The sequence below is a fragment of the Pinibacter aurantiacus genome (genome assembly GCF_019130065.1).
Taxonomy (GTDB): Bacteria; Bacteroidota; Bacteroidia; order Chitinophagales; family Chitinophagaceae; genus Pinibacter; species Pinibacter aurantiacus.
Genome location: NZ_JAHSPG010000017.1, coordinates 1 through 17,712 on the forward strand (window position 1 = coordinate 1; position 17,712 = coordinate 17,712).

A 17,712-nucleotide genomic window follows, 5' to 3' on the forward strand; every position below is an offset into this window, starting at 1 on the left:
GGTGATTTAACTATTTCTCAAAGATCTTTTCCCGTTTTACAAACATAGGAGACACTAAGGGCACTAAGCCTCACTAAGGGTTGTTTTAATGTAGACTTCTCTTAGTGAAACTTAGTGTCCTCAGTGTCTTAGTGGTAAATCTTACTCTTGCACAATCACAAAGAGTGGCACTTCCGAAACATCGAGCTGAAGAATACTTTCTTTCGCTGTTCTCTTTTCATCAACGGGAATTGCTTCGCCCACAGAAAACCAATTAAGCTTTGTATAATTCCCGCCTTTAAACGCAGGCAATTTGAAATTGAAATGTTGAACCACCTTTCCATTCTTCGTCGGGCTCACAAAGAAATACGCAACAGAATCCGGATGGACTTTGCTCCGCAGTTTGTATATCCAAACATCTCCCTGCTCACTAATAATTGAATCCGGCTGGTAATCCGCCAGCTTGTTCACCACATTTCTCCAATAGTACCAAACGGGATAAACAGTATGCCCTGCTGGTCCGCTAATCATTCCGGAACTGCCGAATACACCTGCAGGATTTTCGTCGTTTGTGGAATTTCTCAACATAAAATAATTGTACATATCAAAGCCACTCATGAATGCAGCCATCACCGAACGGATTGTCATGATGCCTTGCGACTGTGCCTCATTATAACCGGGCAGCAAAGGCACGCTCTGCCATGAAGCCTGGTTTCTGTCGTAGCCATTTTCTCCCAAAATTGCACGGACAGTTGGCACAAGTCTGTACTGCGCTTCCCGAACGGCGGTGAGTTTTTCCCGCAACCTATTTTCTTCCGGCGTTAATCCCGCTTTCGGCGGAGTGGTTAAAGTAGCACCGTTACAATAATAATGATACTGTACGCCGCCCTGCCAAATGAACTGTTTGTCTTTACGTAAAGTTTGGCAAAGAAAGTTGAGCACCTTGACACGTTGGGTGTCCAACTGAATCATGCCACTCATCATGAGTTTCGCGTTTGGGTCAGCTTGAGCAAGTCCATGTTTGGGCCCAAGTCGTTTTTCGTGTCCGTCATAGTCTGCAGACGAAACGGCAAAGTATTCTGTAGGCAGCCAATAATCCTTCGTCCAAGTCGCATCTTCCTCGTTGCCGTTTTCCACTACCTCAAAACTGCCCGCCCCGCTAAATCGTGGTGTATCATGAAACTGTAATTCGTTTGTATCAAACTTATTAGAACCATATGCTGCCATTAAATTCCAGTAAAACCGTGAGTGACGCTCGTAAGAAAGTGGGTCTTCGGTGTTCAGCCCCGGCGATGTAACGGGTTTGCCATTTTGCGTATAACCATACTTTGTTAGATATTTTGGTACACCTCTTATACTTAGCCATAATTGATTGCCAAATTGCTGGTGCAAACTGTCCACGTAATATTTAAGCTCTTGCTCTTTGGGTAGTTTATATAAATTAAAATTGAAGGAGATGTTCGAGGAATTGTTCACTGTATCATTGTCATACGAGGCTATGCTTTGATACAAACGCGTTGCGTAAAATGGCTGCATATATTTCATTGGCGCATGATCGTACGAGTTTACTCCCATGAATGTTCTCAATGTTGGTTTGGGCAAACGTGCTCCTGTATACGCGTAGTTTGGCGGCTCCGGCGGCTTTTCCAGCGTTTTTCCATACAGCGCCATTTCTGTAATAGTAGATTTATGACTTTTGAATCTGATCATCACATAGCGACTCTTCGCACTGTCGCTGAGGATAAATTTTTTCCAGCCCCATTGCGAAGAGTTACCTGACGTTTTTAAGCCGGCCTTCAGATTCCATTGCTGGATGTCGCCTGTATATACCCAAACACTGTCGCTTTCGAAGCCGCGCTCATACAAATAAATTTCAGTTAACCCGTATAACACCTGCAAGTCTATGACAATACGCAAGCCTTTATCTTTTGGGAAAAACAAGTCAGGACCGCGATCTGGCAACGGATTGGTAACCGGTTTTCCGGGCAGGCCATTTTTAGGATCGCAGTTTTCGTCGAATAATTTGAAAGGGTCTCCTCCCGTAGCTTCCGAACCGGAAAGATCGAAGAGGTATTCTTTGTAGATTTTGATTCGGTCAGAGCCTGCAATTGTTTGTGTTACAACGTTTGGTGATTTCTTGCTAAAATATAAATAGATGCGTTCCTTATACCGCAAAAAAATAGCCGCAATAAGGATTACAGCTAATAATACAATGGTTATATGTTTTTGCTTAATAAAAATTTGACGAAACTTTTTAAAGTGAGGCATGTGATTAACCGCAAAGACAGCAAAGATTGCGCAAAGGAAACGAAGGACGCATCGTAAAACCTTTGCTCTCTTCGCGCAACCTTGGCACCCTTTGCGGTTAAAAGTGTTAGTACACGTTCCGCTTCAGCACCTTCGATTGGAAAGAGGTCTTCGTAATATGCCACATTGCGCCGGCCGCATCTTTAAATTCCTGCCACATCGTTTTTGGCGGAAAAAATACATGTGCCCATTCTTCCTGCCATTTGCCGGAGAAGTATTTCAGTATCTCAGGATCGGTAGGATTTATGACAAACTTAAAATCGTCCTTCCACTCTAAACGTATAGTAATCAGGTTTGGATGCGTTCTTTCTAAAATTTTAAAACCGATAGAATGTTTCGGTAAATACATTTGAGTGAGCTCGGTAAGGTCATATCCAACTTTAAAATCGATAGAGCTTTTGTCTACGAGATACAACGTGTTATCAATCTCGTGCATGATCCATTTGTGGGATTCGCGGGGGAAAAGGTATTCGCCCAATAAAGAAGGTACTTCAAGAAAACCCTGCTTTGCTACACGGAACTGTTCTGCCAGAAATTTCTCCGGATGCTCCACGTGTTCCAGTACCTGGCAGCAAATCGCGTAGTCAAATTCTTTGTCTTTAAATGGAAGATTTTCGCCGTCTGCCTGCATGAATTCCTGGTGTTTGAGCACTTTGATGTCGCCGCTGCGGTGGTAATTGGTATCAAGAAATTTATCTACCACCAGGTTTGCCCTTGGATGTGGGTTGTGCCCACCACCCACTTCTAATACTTTGTCAGATTTCTTAATGTTAAGGTCAGATCTATTTTTCGGATTCCTTAGTTTCATGTAAGCTAAAAGGTTTGGTTGTCGTGTTTCAAATGTAGTTCATGTCGAATTCCTGTGCAAGAATGACTTATCAATTAATTTATATTTATTTGTTTTGTTAATATGAATTGAGTGGTATTTTCGGGGAGAAATTGCTACTGAGGCACAGAAGAACAGAGGAAAAAACTTTGCTAAGAGTTTTGTCTGCGAAATATGGTATTCGAAATTTTTCAAAGCAGCATACCGTAAAGATATTCATACAGAAAATATTTCTGCTTCTCTGTGCCTCTGTGGCAACCCAAAGGCAACTGCCACCGATTTCTAATCTACTATGAGCACCGTACTGTTGTGGCCATTTGCCTAACTAAATAAAACTTACCATTTTGCGAATCATTAAAGCTGTAAAGTCATCGTTCTGGTTGAACTCCATGTTTTTCTCGATCATGATGCGTTTTTCTCTTGTGTTTTTTGGTGCGATTTCCTATATCCTTCTTGCACGGATTTTTGCCAAAGGCGACTCGCTGGCGCAAATGAATTATTGGTCGCTTTTTACGGTTACGACAGCCACCATTGAATTAACCAAAGCAGGATTATTAAGGAACGCGTTTATCAAGTACCTGCATTCGGTTGAATTTATAGATAACAAAACGGTTGTACAATCCTCTTCACTGTTCATCAATGCCGGTTGCACTTTACTCGTGGTGCTGGCTATACTTTTTGGGGGGGCATGGTTTTCTCACTTCCTCAAGGCGCCGCCTTTGGAGCACCTGCTTTACTGGAGTTGTTTTCTGTTGATTGCCCTGGTTCCGTTTAATCATTACGAAATTATCCTGCAGGCCAATTTTCAGTTCCAGCTTAACTTTTATGCATACCTAATCAGGCAGGGATCTTTCTTCCTGTATATGCTGTTGGGTGCTATTTTCTTTCCGGAATACATAACATTTGAGAATCTTTTGCTGGTGCAAATTTTAGGAGTGGTGGGTGCCGACATATATATGTACATAAAGTGCCGCCCTTATTTGAGCGGAAAGTTGATTTATAATGCGGCCGTAATAAAAAAGCTTCTGGGCTTTGGAAAATTTGTTTTCGGAACGGCTCTTTTTGCAAACGTTTCCCGTTCGGTAGATCAGTTGGTAACGGCGAACATCATGAACAACATCAACGTGAATGCGGTAAGTTATTACAATGTGGTGTCGCGCGTGAGCAACATGATGGACTCTCCCACCACCGCCGCTGCAGATATACTGTTTCCCAAAAATGCCCAGGCGAGTGAGCTGGAAGGCAATGCTAAAGTGAAATACTACTTCGAAAGAATGGTAGCTACGCTCACGGCGTTGATCATCCCCATCGGTTTGTTCATTTTCATTTTTCCAAAATTTGTGGTAATGATTATTGCCGGGCCTAAATATTATGCAGCGATTCCTATTTTACAGTTGATGGCCATCTCGTCCTTTATCCGTCCGTTCATTTTCAACTTTGGCCATACAGTGGATGCGATAGGCAAACCAAGAACGAACTTTTTAGTGAATGTGGCTTTGATGATCTTGAATACCGGAATCACTTATTACTGTTTGATCAACTTCGGCTTCATGGGTGCTGCCTATGCGACGTTTGCCGTAAATGCAATTACGTTCCTTTGGTTCTATCTTATATTAAGAAAAGTGTTGAATATAGAGTTGAAGAATATTGTGGTGTACACCAAACTCACTTACGTTAACCTCTTCCAGATGGCGAGGAAGATTTTATTCAAACAGACGGTTAGTGTATAGTCGCCGATACTTACCACTAAGACACTAAGGGCACTAAGCCTCACTAAGGGTTGTTTTAAATTTAGACCTCTCTTAGTGAAACTTAGTGCTCTTAGTGTCTTAGTGGTAAAATGTAAAGATGCACTATCGTGAAGCCGCCTCATGCACAGCCACCGGCTGCTCCACCGGATCTTTGGGGCGTTCAAATTCATTAAAGATGAGTCGAAGCGACTGGTCATAAGTCACATAATTATACAACCAGTTAATAAAGACAAAGAACCTGTTCTTCACCCCCAGGATCAGCATCAGGTGGAGGAACATCCACACCATCCACGCCAACAAGCCTTTGAAGTGAACCTTCGGCGTTGCCAGGTCAACCACTGCCAGGTTACGACCAATAGTCGCCATAGAGCCCTTGTCCACATATTCAAACTCTTTCTCGAAAGAGCCTTTCTTCGCAAAAGAGATAAAGTTCTTCGCCAGATTTTTTGCCTGCTGTATCGCCACAGATGCTAATTGTGGGTGGCCGTTAGGATACAAAGGCGTTTCCATAGAAGAAATGTCACCAACCGCATAAATATTTTCGTAGCCAACTACCTTATTGTATCTGTCCACTTTAAGTCTGCCACCACGAACAGCAGTTGCTTTATCGGCGCCCTCGGGAACATTGGCTTTTACACCCGCACCCCATATAACCGTTGCTGTTGGAATGGTCGCCCCGGTTTTAAGCGTAACTTTTTTGCCGTCATAATCACTTACCTGGGTTCCGGTTTTAACGATAACACCGAGCTCTGTCAGATATTCCTGGGACTGCTTGCTCGATTTTTCGCTCATTACACCCAAAGTTTTAGGAGAGCTTTCGATCAAATAGATCTTCATTTTTTTGAAGTCCAGTTCAGGATAATCCTTCGGCAAAACGAAGTTGCGCATATCCGCAATTGCTCCGGAAACCTCCACACCTGTTGGGCCGCCGCCTACTACCACTATCGTCATCAGTCTTTCCAGTTCCTCAGGTGTTTTCACATACAAGGCATCCTCCAGGTTTTGAAGCAAGCGGTGCCTGATCTGTAGGGCATCCACGGTTGACTTCATCGGAAAAGCGTTCTTTGCGATGTTTTCATTACCAAAAAAATTGGTACTCGCGCCGGTCGCCAGCACCAGCACGTCATAATCAATTTCACCGTTGTTGGTGATCACAATATTTTTATCAGGAACAATTTGTTGCACTTCCGCAAGGCGCACATGCACGTTGTCGGCTTTTTGGAAAACCTTTCTAAGCGGAAACGATATATTGCTGGCGTCGAGGCCGGCCGTAGCAACCTGGTAAAACAGAGGTTGAAACTGGTGGTAGTTGAACTTATCCACCAATGTAACATCTATTCCTTTTTGGTTGCTTAATTTTCTTGCCAGTCTCAAACCCGCAAAACCGCCACCTAATATTACCAGTTTCATAAAATAATTTTGATTCACAAATATATGAAATTTTCAGAAATAATTGAAAACTCTGAATAAGCCAATTTGAAAATTTGAAGATTTGAGAATTTGAAAATGCGTTTTGTGCGTCATTCCTGCCAATTTTCATTCATTGTTGCTGCGCATGCTGCTTTAAATTCGCAAAGACTGTTTCACTCAAAGAATTTTCAAATCAGCACATTTTCAAATTTTCAAATTGTCACGCTTCAGCACACAAAAAAAGCTCCACCTTCATGGCAGAGCTTTATATAGAGACAAAGATCGTATTTATTCTTAATATAACAATCTCACTTTGATGGTGTCTTTTACAGATTTCAGGAGGTTGAAGGCCTCGCCGGAAATCTTTTTGTCAACATCCAGCACTACATAGCCAATCTCATCATTTGTCTTTAAATATTGTGCCAATATGTTGATATTGTGCTGACTGAGCGTAGTATTGATAGATGACAACACTCCCGGTACGTTTTTATGGATGTGCAGGATTCTGTGAGTGCCTTCCTGTGGTGGCAAAGCCAATGGTGGCACCGTGTGTGAGCCGTTGGTAATGCCCATTTCCAGGTATTGGTAGAGCTTGTTGCTCACGTCCTCACCAATGTTTTCCTGCGCCTCTTCTGTAGAACCACCGATGTGTGGAGTAAGGATCACATTAGGCAGGCCTTGCAGCGGAGAGGTAAATTTGTCCCCGTTTTTCTCAGGCTCCCAAGGGTAAACGTCGATCGCTGCGCCTGATAATTGACCTTCTTTAAGGCAGGTTGCCAAAGCGTCCAGGTCAACCACTTCTCCCCTTGCATAGTTTATAAGTATGGATCCTTCCTTAAATTGCTTTAATATGTTCTTGTTGATCAGGTTTTTGGTAGAATTGTTTTCCGGAACGTGCAGGGTTACCACGTCTGCTTCGCTTACTACATCTTTAAGGCTTTTTTTAGCGATGGCATTTCCCAAAGGCAATTTGGTTACTGCATCATAAAAAATTACGTTCATGCCCAGGGCTTCCGCAAGAATACTAACCTGCGTACCAATGTTACCATAACCAATGATACCCAACGTTTTACCACGCAGCTCGAAGCTTCCTTTGGCGTCTTTCATCCAAATGCCTTCGTGTGCCGCTTTGTTTTTGTCGATAATGCGACGGATAAGCATGATGGATAAACCGATAACCAATTCCGCAACCGAGCGTGTATTGGAGTAAGGGGCGTTAAACACTACAACACCATTATCTCTGGCACTTTTCAGGTCAACCTGGTTCACGCCAATACAAAAACAGCCAATTGCCTGCAATTTGGTCGCTGCTTCCAGTACTTTCTTGGTGATTTGGGTTTTCGAACGGATGCCGAGCAGGTGTACATCTTTAATTTCTCTGATCAGGTCCTCTTCCGAAAGGGCGCCGGAGAGTTTTCGTGTGTTACTGTAACCTTCTTCCTTAAAATGTCTTACAGCTTTATCGCTGATGTTTTCCAGGAACAATACATTGATCTTCTCTTTGGGATAGCTAGTCGTTTTGTCCATTATGTTACATGATATTTAAAAAAACTGTTGCAAAGATGAATTATTTTAGGTTAAAAACGGTAATCTCCCTGTAAATTCATCAAAAATGCCTTTTTTAATAAAAAAATTGCAAAATATCGAAACTGTTTGCCGTTTGCCGGGTTTAGTTTTGCAATTGTAAATTTCTGTAAAATAAATTTAAAAATTATGCGTCTATAGATTGTCAGTAGCAAGTGTACTTTATATTTGCCCACTTTGAAAGAAAATCATTAGTTAACCGATTCAATGTTCCTTTTGAAAAACAAGAACTTATTTTTTATACTAACCATAGCCGGCGCATCGGCATTTTTTTCCTGTAACAGCCAGTCTCAAAAACCTCCGGTAACCAAAGTTGTCGTAGATTCTTCAGCAGCGGTTGCAGTCAATACGTTACCCAAAGAGGAGTATGACCGCTATCACAATACAGCCAAGCACTTTTTCGATTCCCTTTTAAAAGATATCAATGGAAGCTACCTCGTTGCCAAAGATGGCCAGGTGGTGTTAGAAAGGTACGTTGGTTTTATGGACCCTCAGAGAAAGAAAGACTCCATTACCAGCACTTCGGCATTTCATCTTGCTTCTGTGTCCAAAACCTTTACGGCAATGGCTACTTTGAAGCTTTGGCAGGATGGCCGTCTTCGCCTGGAAGATGATTTGACAAAATATTTCCCCAACTTTCCTTACCCTGGAGTGACCGTAAAAATGTTGCTGACACATCGCAGTGGTTTGCCAAACTATGTACACTATCTGGAAAGCTATCACTGGGATAAACGCAAACTGGTTACCAACCTGGATGTGTTAAGCACACTTTACACAATGCACCCGCCCTTGCAGTTTGCCACAGGCAAACATTTTGCGTATTGCAATACCAACTACGCTTTGCTGGCACTGATCATAGAGAAAGTGTCGAATATGAAGTACGCGGATTTCCTGAGCACGACTTTCTTCAAGCCTTTACAGATGAATGACACTTACGTGTACAACATCAGCGACTCGATAACGGCAATGCCTTCTTTTGAATATAACAACAGGAGATTTCCGATCGAATTCCTTGATCTTGTATATGGCGACAAAAATATCTACAGCACTGTTCGCGACATGTTGAAATGGGACCAGGCTTTGTATGCGGGCAAATTTTTCCAGCAGGCAACACTTGACAGCGCATTTTCGCCATACAGTTTTGAGAAAAACGGCAAAAGAAATTACGGCCTGGGCTGGCGCATGACTTTTATGGACAATGGTAAAAAGTTATTGTACCATAACGGTTGGTGGCACGGCAATAATACTGCGTTCATCCGCCTGATCGACGAACACGCTACCATCATTGTGCTGGGAAATAAATTCAACAAAAGAATTTACCAGTCAAAAAAACTGGCTGACATGTTCGGGGATTACCAGCAACACGGGGATTTTGAAGAAGAAGGAAATCCGTAACGAACATGAAAATTGAAATAACGTAAGGGCGAATCGCATTCGCCCTTTTTTTATTAATTCATACCCACCCTTTGTTGATTCAATATTCATATTTGTTTTGTGTTATTAAAAGATAATATTATAACTTCCACATTCAGATTTTCCATTAACCCCTATCTAAGAACTAAAATTGTATGCATAGAATAAGAGCCTGCCAGCTTCTTTTGATTTTATTCATGTCATATTCTTCACAGTCTCAAATCATCACCACTTTTGCAGGAAATGGTGGTGTGGGTTATTCAGGCGAAAATGGTCCAGCCACACAAGCAGCATTAAGAGGGCTTAATAATATTTGCATTGATAAAGATGGAAATGTTTACATAACGGATTTAGATAACTATTCTGTCAGAAAGATTAATACCTCAGGTGTCATCACCACTTTTGCTGGTACCGGCACCAGGGGTTTTTCTGGTGATGGCGGCCCTGCTGCAAATGCAGGTCTTGATTATCCATCCGGGTTATGCGCCGATAATAATGGCAATATTTATATTACAGATGGCTCGCGCATACGAAAAGTAAACAGTGCCGGGATAATAACTACAATTGCCGGAACGGGCGTTTCAGGTAATTCCGGCGACGGAGGGCCTGCCCTTAATGCTCAATTTTATAGTCCTGATGGAATGTGTATCGACAAAGCGGGCAATATTTATTTTGCTGATTTTGCGAATCAAAACGTAAGAAAAATAAGCACTTCCGGCATTATTTCAACTGTGGCCGGTAACGGAGTGTTAGGTTATTGGGGTGATGGTGGACTTGCAACAGCCGCATCTCTCAATTCCCCTACAGATGTTGCTGTGGATAATGATGGCAATATTTACATAGCAGACATGGGCAACTCTGTTATAAGAAAGGTGGACAATAACGGCATTATAACTACCATAGTTAAAGGATTTGGATATTCCGGAGATGGAGGGCCTTCTGAAAATGCAAAAGTATATTATCCCTATGATCTCTACATTGATGGAGATGGCAACATTTACATCAGTGATACACGAAATAAAGTGATCAGAAAAATAGATAAGAGCGGAACAATAACAACTTTCGCCGGCACAGGTGCCCCCGGCAATAGCGGTGATGGCGGGCCAGCCTTACAGGCTACATTCCAAACGCCCGGGCCTATTTGTGGAGATGCTGCAGGAAATATTTACGTGTGCGACCCTTACAACAGAGTTGTTAGAAAAATAGGAACCTGCGATCTCATTAGCTTTAGCCAGAATCCAACAGATATTGACATTTGTGCGGTTTCGGGCAATGCCAATTTTATTGCATTATCTGGCAACGCAAATATTTACCAATGGCAAGTCAATACAGGAACGGGCTGGTCAGATATTAACGACGATAATATTTATTCAGGTGCCAAAACAAACAAGCTTTCTATTTCCAATGCGCAACAGTCAATGAGCAACTTTCAATATCGTTGCAGTTTATCTAACAACTGTGCTACAATTTATTCAACTGCTGCATTGCTAACGTTAAAAAATCCGGTAACGGCTCAAATAGCCATCAACACTTCTTTTAGCAATATATGCAAAGGTGCCTTGGCAACATTTAATACAGCTACCGTGAACGGCGGATTGCAGCCTGCATATCAATGGAAAAAGAATGGAGCATTGGTGGGCACGAATGCAAGCACTTATAGCGATAATACACTTGCCGATAAAGATATTATTACCTGTGAACTGACAAGTAACGAAAGTTGTGTGATTGCTCCAACAGTTAGCAGCAAAGCTATAACAATGACGGTGAACGACATGGTTGCTCCAACAGTATCAATTACAAGCTCTGCAAGCAATATTTGTGCAGGCACGCCGGTTACCTTTACTGCAGCATTTTCAAATGGTGGCAATAATCCGGCTTTTACATGGTTTAAGAATACTCAAAACCTATTTTTAAACGCACCGGTATATACTGATAATACTTTAAAAGATGGAGATGTGATCAGGTGTGCTTTTCAATCCAGCATGGCTTGTGTAACATCAGATCTGGTGATAAGCAACCAGCTTTCACTTGGCGTTACTTCTCCCCGAACTCCTTCTGTTACTATTGTTTCGTCGTCAAATGAAATCTGTAAAGGTGCTCTCGTAACCTTTACCGCTGTTACTGAAAATGGCGGGAACTCTCCTGCTTTTTCCTGGACCCGAAATGATCAACCCGTTGGCACCAATACCATATCTTATACGGCACACAATTTAACAGCTCAGGATGTTATAAAATGTACTTTGACGTCAAACGAAAGTTGTATTACCCAAAGTATGGTAAACAGTGGTCCTGCAATTGTGTCGATTCGACCTGACCCCATTATAGCGCTTGATCATACCAGCACACTTTGCAAAGGGGAAGTTCGTACCCTCGATGCCGGAGATTACCCTTCGGTTCAATGGAACAATGGCTCTACCAGCCGAACTATTAATGTAAATAATATTGGTACTTATTCGGTAACCGTAACAGATGAATATGGATGCAAGAATTCTGATGCTACAAACATTACAACGATCAATCCTTCTCCATCCAATTTTTTGCCCAAAGACACGGACATCTGCGGTTATGAGAAACTGTCATTATCTGCTACTTCAAAATTCAATAGTTATTTGTGGAGTGATGGTTCTACATCTTCAACAATCATAATAGCACACCCCGGCAGTTATTCATTAAAAGTAACTGATAACAATGGATGTACGGGAAATTCAACTATAGTTGTTGGTTTAAAAGATTGCCTGGAAGGATTTTTTATGCCTAATGCATTTACCCCCAATGGTGATGGAAAAAATGATCTGCTGAAACCTGTATTGTTGGGAGCTATTAGTGCTTATAGATTCTGCGTATATAATCGATGGGGTCAGCTGGTATTTCAAACCTCCGCTCCCGGTCAGGGATGGGATGGCAGTATAAACGGACTTCTGCAAAATGGAGGCACTTTTATTTGGGCCTGCACTTATCAGCTGGAGGGAGGTGTGCCACAATATAAAAAAGGAACGGCTGTACTTATCCGTTAAAAAACAACTTCCGGGAGGCACATAAATTGTTTGCATCTTTGCCTGAAATGTTTCGTCATGCAAATCTTGTCTGCAGAACAAATTAGGGAGTGGGATGCTTTTACCATTGCGCATGAACCCGTGGCTTCTGTTGATTTGATGGAAAGAGCCGCCGAGGCTTGTGTGGAATGGGTTGAGAAAAAAAGCTGGCTGCACTTTGACTATACTGTTTATTGCGGCAAAGGTAACAATGGCGGAGATGGCCTGGCTATTGCGAGAATGCTTTCACAACGCGGCTGCAAAGTAACTGTACACATACTTGAATTTGGCCACAAAGGCACAGATGATTTCCAGGCAAATCTTGAACGCCTGCACGAGTGCAATGTGCCGATCGTTTTTATTCAGGACAATGTTTTTCATCCGATACCCAAAGGCAATATTATTATAGATGCATTGTTTGGTTCGGGACTCAACCGACCGCTGGAAGGCATTGTGGCGGACCTGGTTGATTTTGTGAATAAAAGCGGTAACACCATTATCAGTATCGACGTTCCCAGCGGATTGTTTACCGATAAAAGTTCAAAGGGGAACACTGTGGTGAAAGCTGCGTACACATTGAGTTTCCAGGTGTATAAGACAGCGTTTGTTATGGCAGAAAATGGTGGGTATACAGGGCAAATTGAAATACTCGACATTGGCTTACACAAAGACTATTTGGAGCAGAGCAAAGACGCCTTCTTTCAAATGACGGATGAAAAATTCATTCGTTCCATTTATAAAAAAAGAACTTCGTTTAGCCATAAGGGTAACTTCGGACATGCCTTGTTAATGGCTGGAAGTTATGGTAAAATGGGAGCTGCGGTCATGGCTGCGAAAGCCTGTTTGCGAAGTGGTGTTGGTTTACTCACTGTTCATCTTCCAAAGACCGGCGTCGATATTATGCAAACGTCCACGCACGAAGCGATGGTAAGTATTGATAAGGATGAACACTGCATTACTACCCTTCCTGACGATCTTTTGAAATACAATGTAATTGGCGTTGGGCCTGGCATTGGCACAGAGGATAAAACGAGATCGCTTTTACCAGCTATCCTGCAATTGAAAAAGCCATTGGTGATTGATGCCGATGCGTTGAACATCATTGCGGAAAATAAAGCCCTCCTGCAACAACTACCCGCAGAAACAATCCTGACGCCACATCCCAAGGAGTTTGACCGTTTGTTTGGCGAAAGCCCCAATGATTTTGTGCGAATGGAAAAGGCGCAGCATGCGGCTGAAAAACACAACTGCGTAATCGTTTTGAAAGGACACAACACATTCATTGCTGCTCCGGGAACAAAGGGCTTCTTTAATAATACGGGAAATCCCGGAATGGCGACGGGCGGCAGCGGGGATGTGTTAACCGGGATCGTTACCGGTTTGCTGGCGCAAAAATACAGTGCACTGCATTCCGCGATTTTGGGCGTTTATCTGCATGGTCTTTCTGCAGATATGGCCTTGCAATTCAATAGTTTCGAAACACTGTTACCTTCAGACATCATCAAGTATTTGTATAAGGGTTTTAAGAGCATTATAACCGAAAAAAAAGAATAAAAAAAAGTTATTTTTCTGTTGTTTTTTTGTCAATTATCTCTACATTTAACCCCTAGTTGATCTAAACGGTCTAACTATTTCAGCTTTTGCTTATAAAAACATTCCTGCGAAGGAGAACGATTGCCTGTTCATAGAGATCCCGCTTCGGCGGGATTTTTGTTTTCTGCGAATACAAAAAAATTGAAGATTTGAAGATTTGAGAATTTGAAAATGCTTTCCGTGCTTCTACCCGATAATTGTATTCCATTTTTGCATGGCAAAATGTTTCATATTAATGACGAAAGTTGCACCGAACGAATTTTCAAATTCTCAAATCTTCAAATTTTCAAATTGTTCAAAGCATCGCTTTAACGATCATCTCTTTCAGCAATGACGCGTCACTCGTCCCCGCATCATTAATTCCCAGGCTTTTTAAATTGTAGTCATGTAGCAACAGCAACACCCTTTCCGTTGCTTCGTAATTGTATTTTTGGGCGGCGGCGAGGTAGTCTTTAATAAAGAATGGACTTACACCAAGGGCTGCGGCGGCAGATTTTTCATCTTTCGAAGCCGTGCCATGCAATATATATAGCTTGCTAAAAAAGTTGTAGATGGAAGGCAACACCAACTGTATAGGCGCCGCTTTTGGATTACCTTCGAAGTATTGCAAAATTTTCATTGCCTTGCCGAGGTCTTTTTTGGCTATGGCATTCTGTAGTTCGAAAACGTTATACTCCTTACTTACCCCAATGTATTTTTCAATGTCATCTTCCGTTATATTCTTCCGTTGAGAAAGATTTACAAGTATTTTTTCAACTTCATTATTGATGCGGTTAAGGTCGTTACCAATATGATCGACCAATAACATTAAAGCTTTTTGTGATATGGAGTAGCCTTTGGATTCTACAAGCTCATTTGTCCACTGTGGAAGTTGGTTCTCATACATCTTTTTCGTAGTAACCAAAACGGCTTTGTCCTTTAATAACTTTGCCAGCTTGCTTCTGCCATCAACTTTTTTTTCTTTATAGGCTACTACAAAAATGGTTGACTTAAGCGGACTCTCGATATAGTTTTCCAGCTTGTCTATATCCTTCATTTGTTGTGCTTCTTTTAGCAGCACCACCTGCTTGTCTGCAAACATAGGATAGCGCATACAGGCATTTACAACGTCTGCCCAATTCGCATCCCGACCGTAAAAAACAGTAAGGTTGAAACCGGCTTCAGATTCAGACAGGATGTGATGTTCAGCGTAGTTTACCACCTGGTCTATATAGTAGTCTTCCTCCCCTTCCAGCCAATATACGGGGCCAAATTTCTTCTGTTTCCAATCCTGAACTATTTTATCTGCAGACATAATTTTTGTTTTATAAAAGCGTTTGCAATTTCAGCTTTTATTGGTGAACTTTCATAAGTGAAAACTCTTATGAAAAATATTTTTCCTCAAACCCTTAATGGCATTGAGTTTCAGAGAATCGCATTTTTTGGCATGGTTTTGGAAAAGGGAAAGCTGAACAAAGTTTTTAACCAAAAGTTTTTCGATTATTCACTAAATCCTGAAAAATAATAACAAAATGAGTAACACTAATTATCCATCAGCAACTCCTCCAAGTCAGTCACCTAAGAAAGATTACCGTGGCCTTATTATCGGTTTGTTAGCCCTTGGTTTGATCGGCACTTGGGGTTATTTATTGTGGAACAACAATAAGAACGAACAAGTACACACCGCAGATCAGGCTACTATAACTAAGGTAACAGACGAAAAAAGCGACCTTCAAAGAAACTTTGACGCGTCTCTTGCACGTCTCGATTCAGTAACTGGTAGTAACAACCAATTACAAGGTCAACTTTCTTCCGCCAACACCGAGATCTCTAAAATGAAAGGTGAGATCCGCAGCATTTTGAACAAGAAAAATGCAACTGCGGCTGAACTTAACAGAGCAAAATCCTTGATCAACGACCTGAATGGTAAGATCGATAACCTTGAACAAGAGGTTGCCCGCCTTACTCAGGAAAACAAACAACTTGGTACTGATCTTAACACAGAAAAAGAGAAAACTACTAAGTTGACAACTGACCTGGCTTCTACTAACGCAGCTAAAGAAGATTTGGCTAAGAAAGTGGATGTGGCTTCTACTTTGAATGCTACAAACATCACTATCACGCCAATCAACGAAAAAAATGGTGGTAAAGAAAAAGTAACCACTACAGCAAAAAGAGTAGATAAACTGGTTATTGCTTTTGATGTTGATAACAGAATCGCACAATCTGGCAATACTGATATCTACGTTTCAATCACTGGTCCTGATGGCAAACCGGTTTCTGTTGAAGCTTTAGGTTCTGGTACATTTGATACACGTGATGAGGGTTCAAAACCTTACACTGCAAAAGTGCCTGTAGAATACGAAGCTGGCAAAAAGAAAAATGTTCAGTTTGCATGGAAACAAAACAGCGATTTCCAACGCGGCGACTACAAAATTGAAATCTACAACAACGGTTTCAAAATTGGTGAAGGCGTTCGTACTTTGAAAAAAGGTGGTTTGTTTAGCTAATGTGAAAACAAAAGAATTTAAAAAAGCTGTCACAGATGTGGCAGCTTTTTTTATGTTCAATTTGAAAATTTGAAAATGTGGGAATTTGAAAATTTGCTACCACACTTCGCCCGTCATTGCGTCGAGAGTAAATAAGCGTCTTTCCTTGATTGTATTTGGCGTTAGATCATCTACTATGGCGGCTGTCAGCGCACCCGTGGGTGATCCGGTTGGTGAGGAAGACAATTTTCTAACCTGGTATAATTTTGAGCCAATGACGAAGAATGCATTACCATTTTTGTAGATCGGAAACAGGTTATCATTCATCATTACATAGCTTTTTTCACCATCACAAAATCCCCAGATGCTTCGTGCAAGATAGAGCTGCCCTTTTTCATTTTTGAGATACAGGGACTGCATCCCGTCTTTGCTTTTCTGTATTTCATACCAGTCAATTGAAGGCTCGTTGTTGAAGAACTCCTTTGCCGTCATGTAAACTCCTTTTCTAACAGTTTCTTCCTTGTATATTTTCCCTTGAAAATTTCGTTTGCTCATTGAGTCAATCGCGTTTTCAATAAATGGCTTTCTGGATGCGATGATTCTTTCAATGTTTTTGCTATTCAGTTTTTGCGCAAGCGCGTTTAGTGCTTCCGCCAGCATTGAGCTGCCACATGTTTTCATCCGTTTTTTTGTAACAATGATAGTATCAAAAGCGGCAAAGGGAACAAAACCAGCATCTGTTTTCAAATAGCTTTCTGCACTAAATTGCAATCTTGCCCCGCGGTGTTCGGTGTAAATCGGAGAGCCAAATCCATAATTCACATAAGGATTGTCTAATTCTGTACTCGAATACCACAGCTTCTTAAGCACTATCAGCACTTCATTAGAAGACCCGGGTGCGCTACAATTTTTGTTTAAAAAACTATCTACTACATTTTTTACAGGCACTCTGTTAAATGTTATTTGCTGCTCCTGCGGATCAAAACAAGTGCCCAGATGGTTCGCATCCGGCCTGTAATCAATGATGGTAAATTTTGAAAAATGATTTTCACTTTGTGGTAGTTCGGACGAGTACACTGGCGGTGGCAAATTAAGAACGGGCAATTTAGCGATGTACTGATCTATATTTACAGGCAGCTTTTTTTGTGCGAACAAACCTGAACTTATTGCAGCTAACAGTAGTAAAAAGGGTAAAGATTTCATGTACTAGGGTTAAAGACTCTTACGCAAGATATGACAACGCTCCATAACCCCAGTTGATGTTGATCAAGTCTTTTTAATTTGAAAATGTGGGAATTTGAAAATGCTCTCTGTGTGGCTTTCCTAAAGTTTCCGTTATTTAGACCGAC

At 41.6% G+C, this 17,712-nt stretch carries 11 protein-coding genes; 5 read left to right on the top strand and 6 right to left on the bottom strand.

The window, feature by feature from the left end:
- Positions 1-141: 141 nt before the first annotated feature.
- Both KTO63_RS23205 and KTO63_RS23210 read right to left on the bottom strand, forming a co-directional pair.
- On the bottom strand, positions 142-2,247 hold the full coding sequence (locus KTO63_RS23205) for a hypothetical protein (protein ID WP_217794365.1): 2,106 nt from the start codon (positions 2,245-2,247) through the stop codon (positions 142-144).
- Between the two features lie 106 nt (positions 2,248-2,353).
- Entirely contained in the window at positions 2,354-3,094 is a 741-nt protein-coding gene (locus KTO63_RS23210; protein WP_217794366.1) for a class I SAM-dependent methyltransferase, read from the bottom strand.
- Between the two features lie 362 nt (positions 3,095-3,456).
- Between KTO63_RS23210 and KTO63_RS23215 the strand changes: the two genes are divergently transcribed.
- Complete coding sequence (locus KTO63_RS23215; protein ID WP_217794367.1) at positions 3,457-4,842, top strand: oligosaccharide flippase family protein; 1,386 nt, start codon at positions 3,457-3,459, stop codon at positions 4,840-4,842.
- Positions 4,843-4,965: 123 nt separating this feature from the next.
- Here KTO63_RS23215 and KTO63_RS23220 read toward each other — a convergent pair whose 3' ends face one another.
- Complete coding sequence (locus KTO63_RS23220; protein WP_232373307.1) at positions 4,966-6,273, bottom strand: NAD(P)/FAD-dependent oxidoreductase; 1,308 nt, start codon at positions 6,271-6,273, stop codon at positions 4,966-4,968.
- Between the two features lie 294 nt (positions 6,274-6,567).
- On the bottom strand, positions 6,568-7,800 hold the full coding sequence (serA, locus tag KTO63_RS23225; protein ID WP_217794369.1) for a phosphoglycerate dehydrogenase: 1,233 nt from the start codon (positions 7,798-7,800) through the stop codon (positions 6,568-6,570).
- Between the two features lie 264 nt (positions 7,801-8,064).
- Between serA and KTO63_RS23230 the strand changes: the two genes are divergently transcribed.
- From KTO63_RS23230 to KTO63_RS23240, 3 genes are all read left to right on the top strand, one after another.
- A complete protein-coding gene (locus tag KTO63_RS23230; protein ID WP_217794370.1) occupies positions 8,065-9,252 on the top strand; it encodes a serine hydrolase domain-containing protein in 1,188 nt (395 codons plus the stop codon).
- A 173-nt stretch (positions 9,253-9,425) separates the two neighbouring features.
- Positions 9,426-12,284 carry an NHL domain-containing protein gene (locus KTO63_RS23235; protein WP_217794371.1) on the top strand — a complete coding sequence of 953 codons (2,859 nt, stop codon included), beginning with the start codon at positions 9,426-9,428 and terminating at the stop codon, positions 12,282-12,284.
- A 57-nt stretch (positions 12,285-12,341) separates the two neighbouring features.
- Positions 12,342-13,856 carry an NAD(P)H-hydrate dehydratase gene (locus KTO63_RS23240; RefSeq protein ID WP_217794372.1) on the top strand — a complete coding sequence of 505 codons (1,515 nt, stop codon included), beginning with the start codon at positions 12,342-12,344 and terminating at the stop codon, positions 13,854-13,856.
- 334 nt (positions 13,857-14,190) lie between these two features.
- Here KTO63_RS23240 and holA read toward each other — a convergent pair whose 3' ends face one another.
- Positions 14,191-15,189, bottom strand: a complete 999-nt coding sequence (gene holA, locus KTO63_RS23245; RefSeq protein WP_217794373.1) for a DNA polymerase III subunit delta — start codon at positions 15,187-15,189, stop codon at positions 14,191-14,193.
- 217 nt (positions 15,190-15,406) lie between these two features.
- Here holA and KTO63_RS23250 point away from each other — a divergent pair, with 217 nt between their 5' ends.
- Positions 15,407-16,384 carry a hypothetical protein gene (locus KTO63_RS23250; RefSeq protein ID WP_217794374.1) on the top strand — a complete coding sequence of 326 codons (978 nt, stop codon included), beginning with the start codon at positions 15,407-15,409 and terminating at the stop codon, positions 16,382-16,384.
- A 96-nt stretch (positions 16,385-16,480) separates the two neighbouring features.
- Here KTO63_RS23250 and KTO63_RS23255 read toward each other — a convergent pair whose 3' ends face one another.
- Positions 16,481-17,566, bottom strand: a complete 1,086-nt coding sequence (locus KTO63_RS23255) for a hypothetical protein (RefSeq protein ID WP_217794375.1) — start codon at positions 17,564-17,566, stop codon at positions 16,481-16,483.
- Positions 17,567-17,712 lie beyond the last annotated feature (146 nt).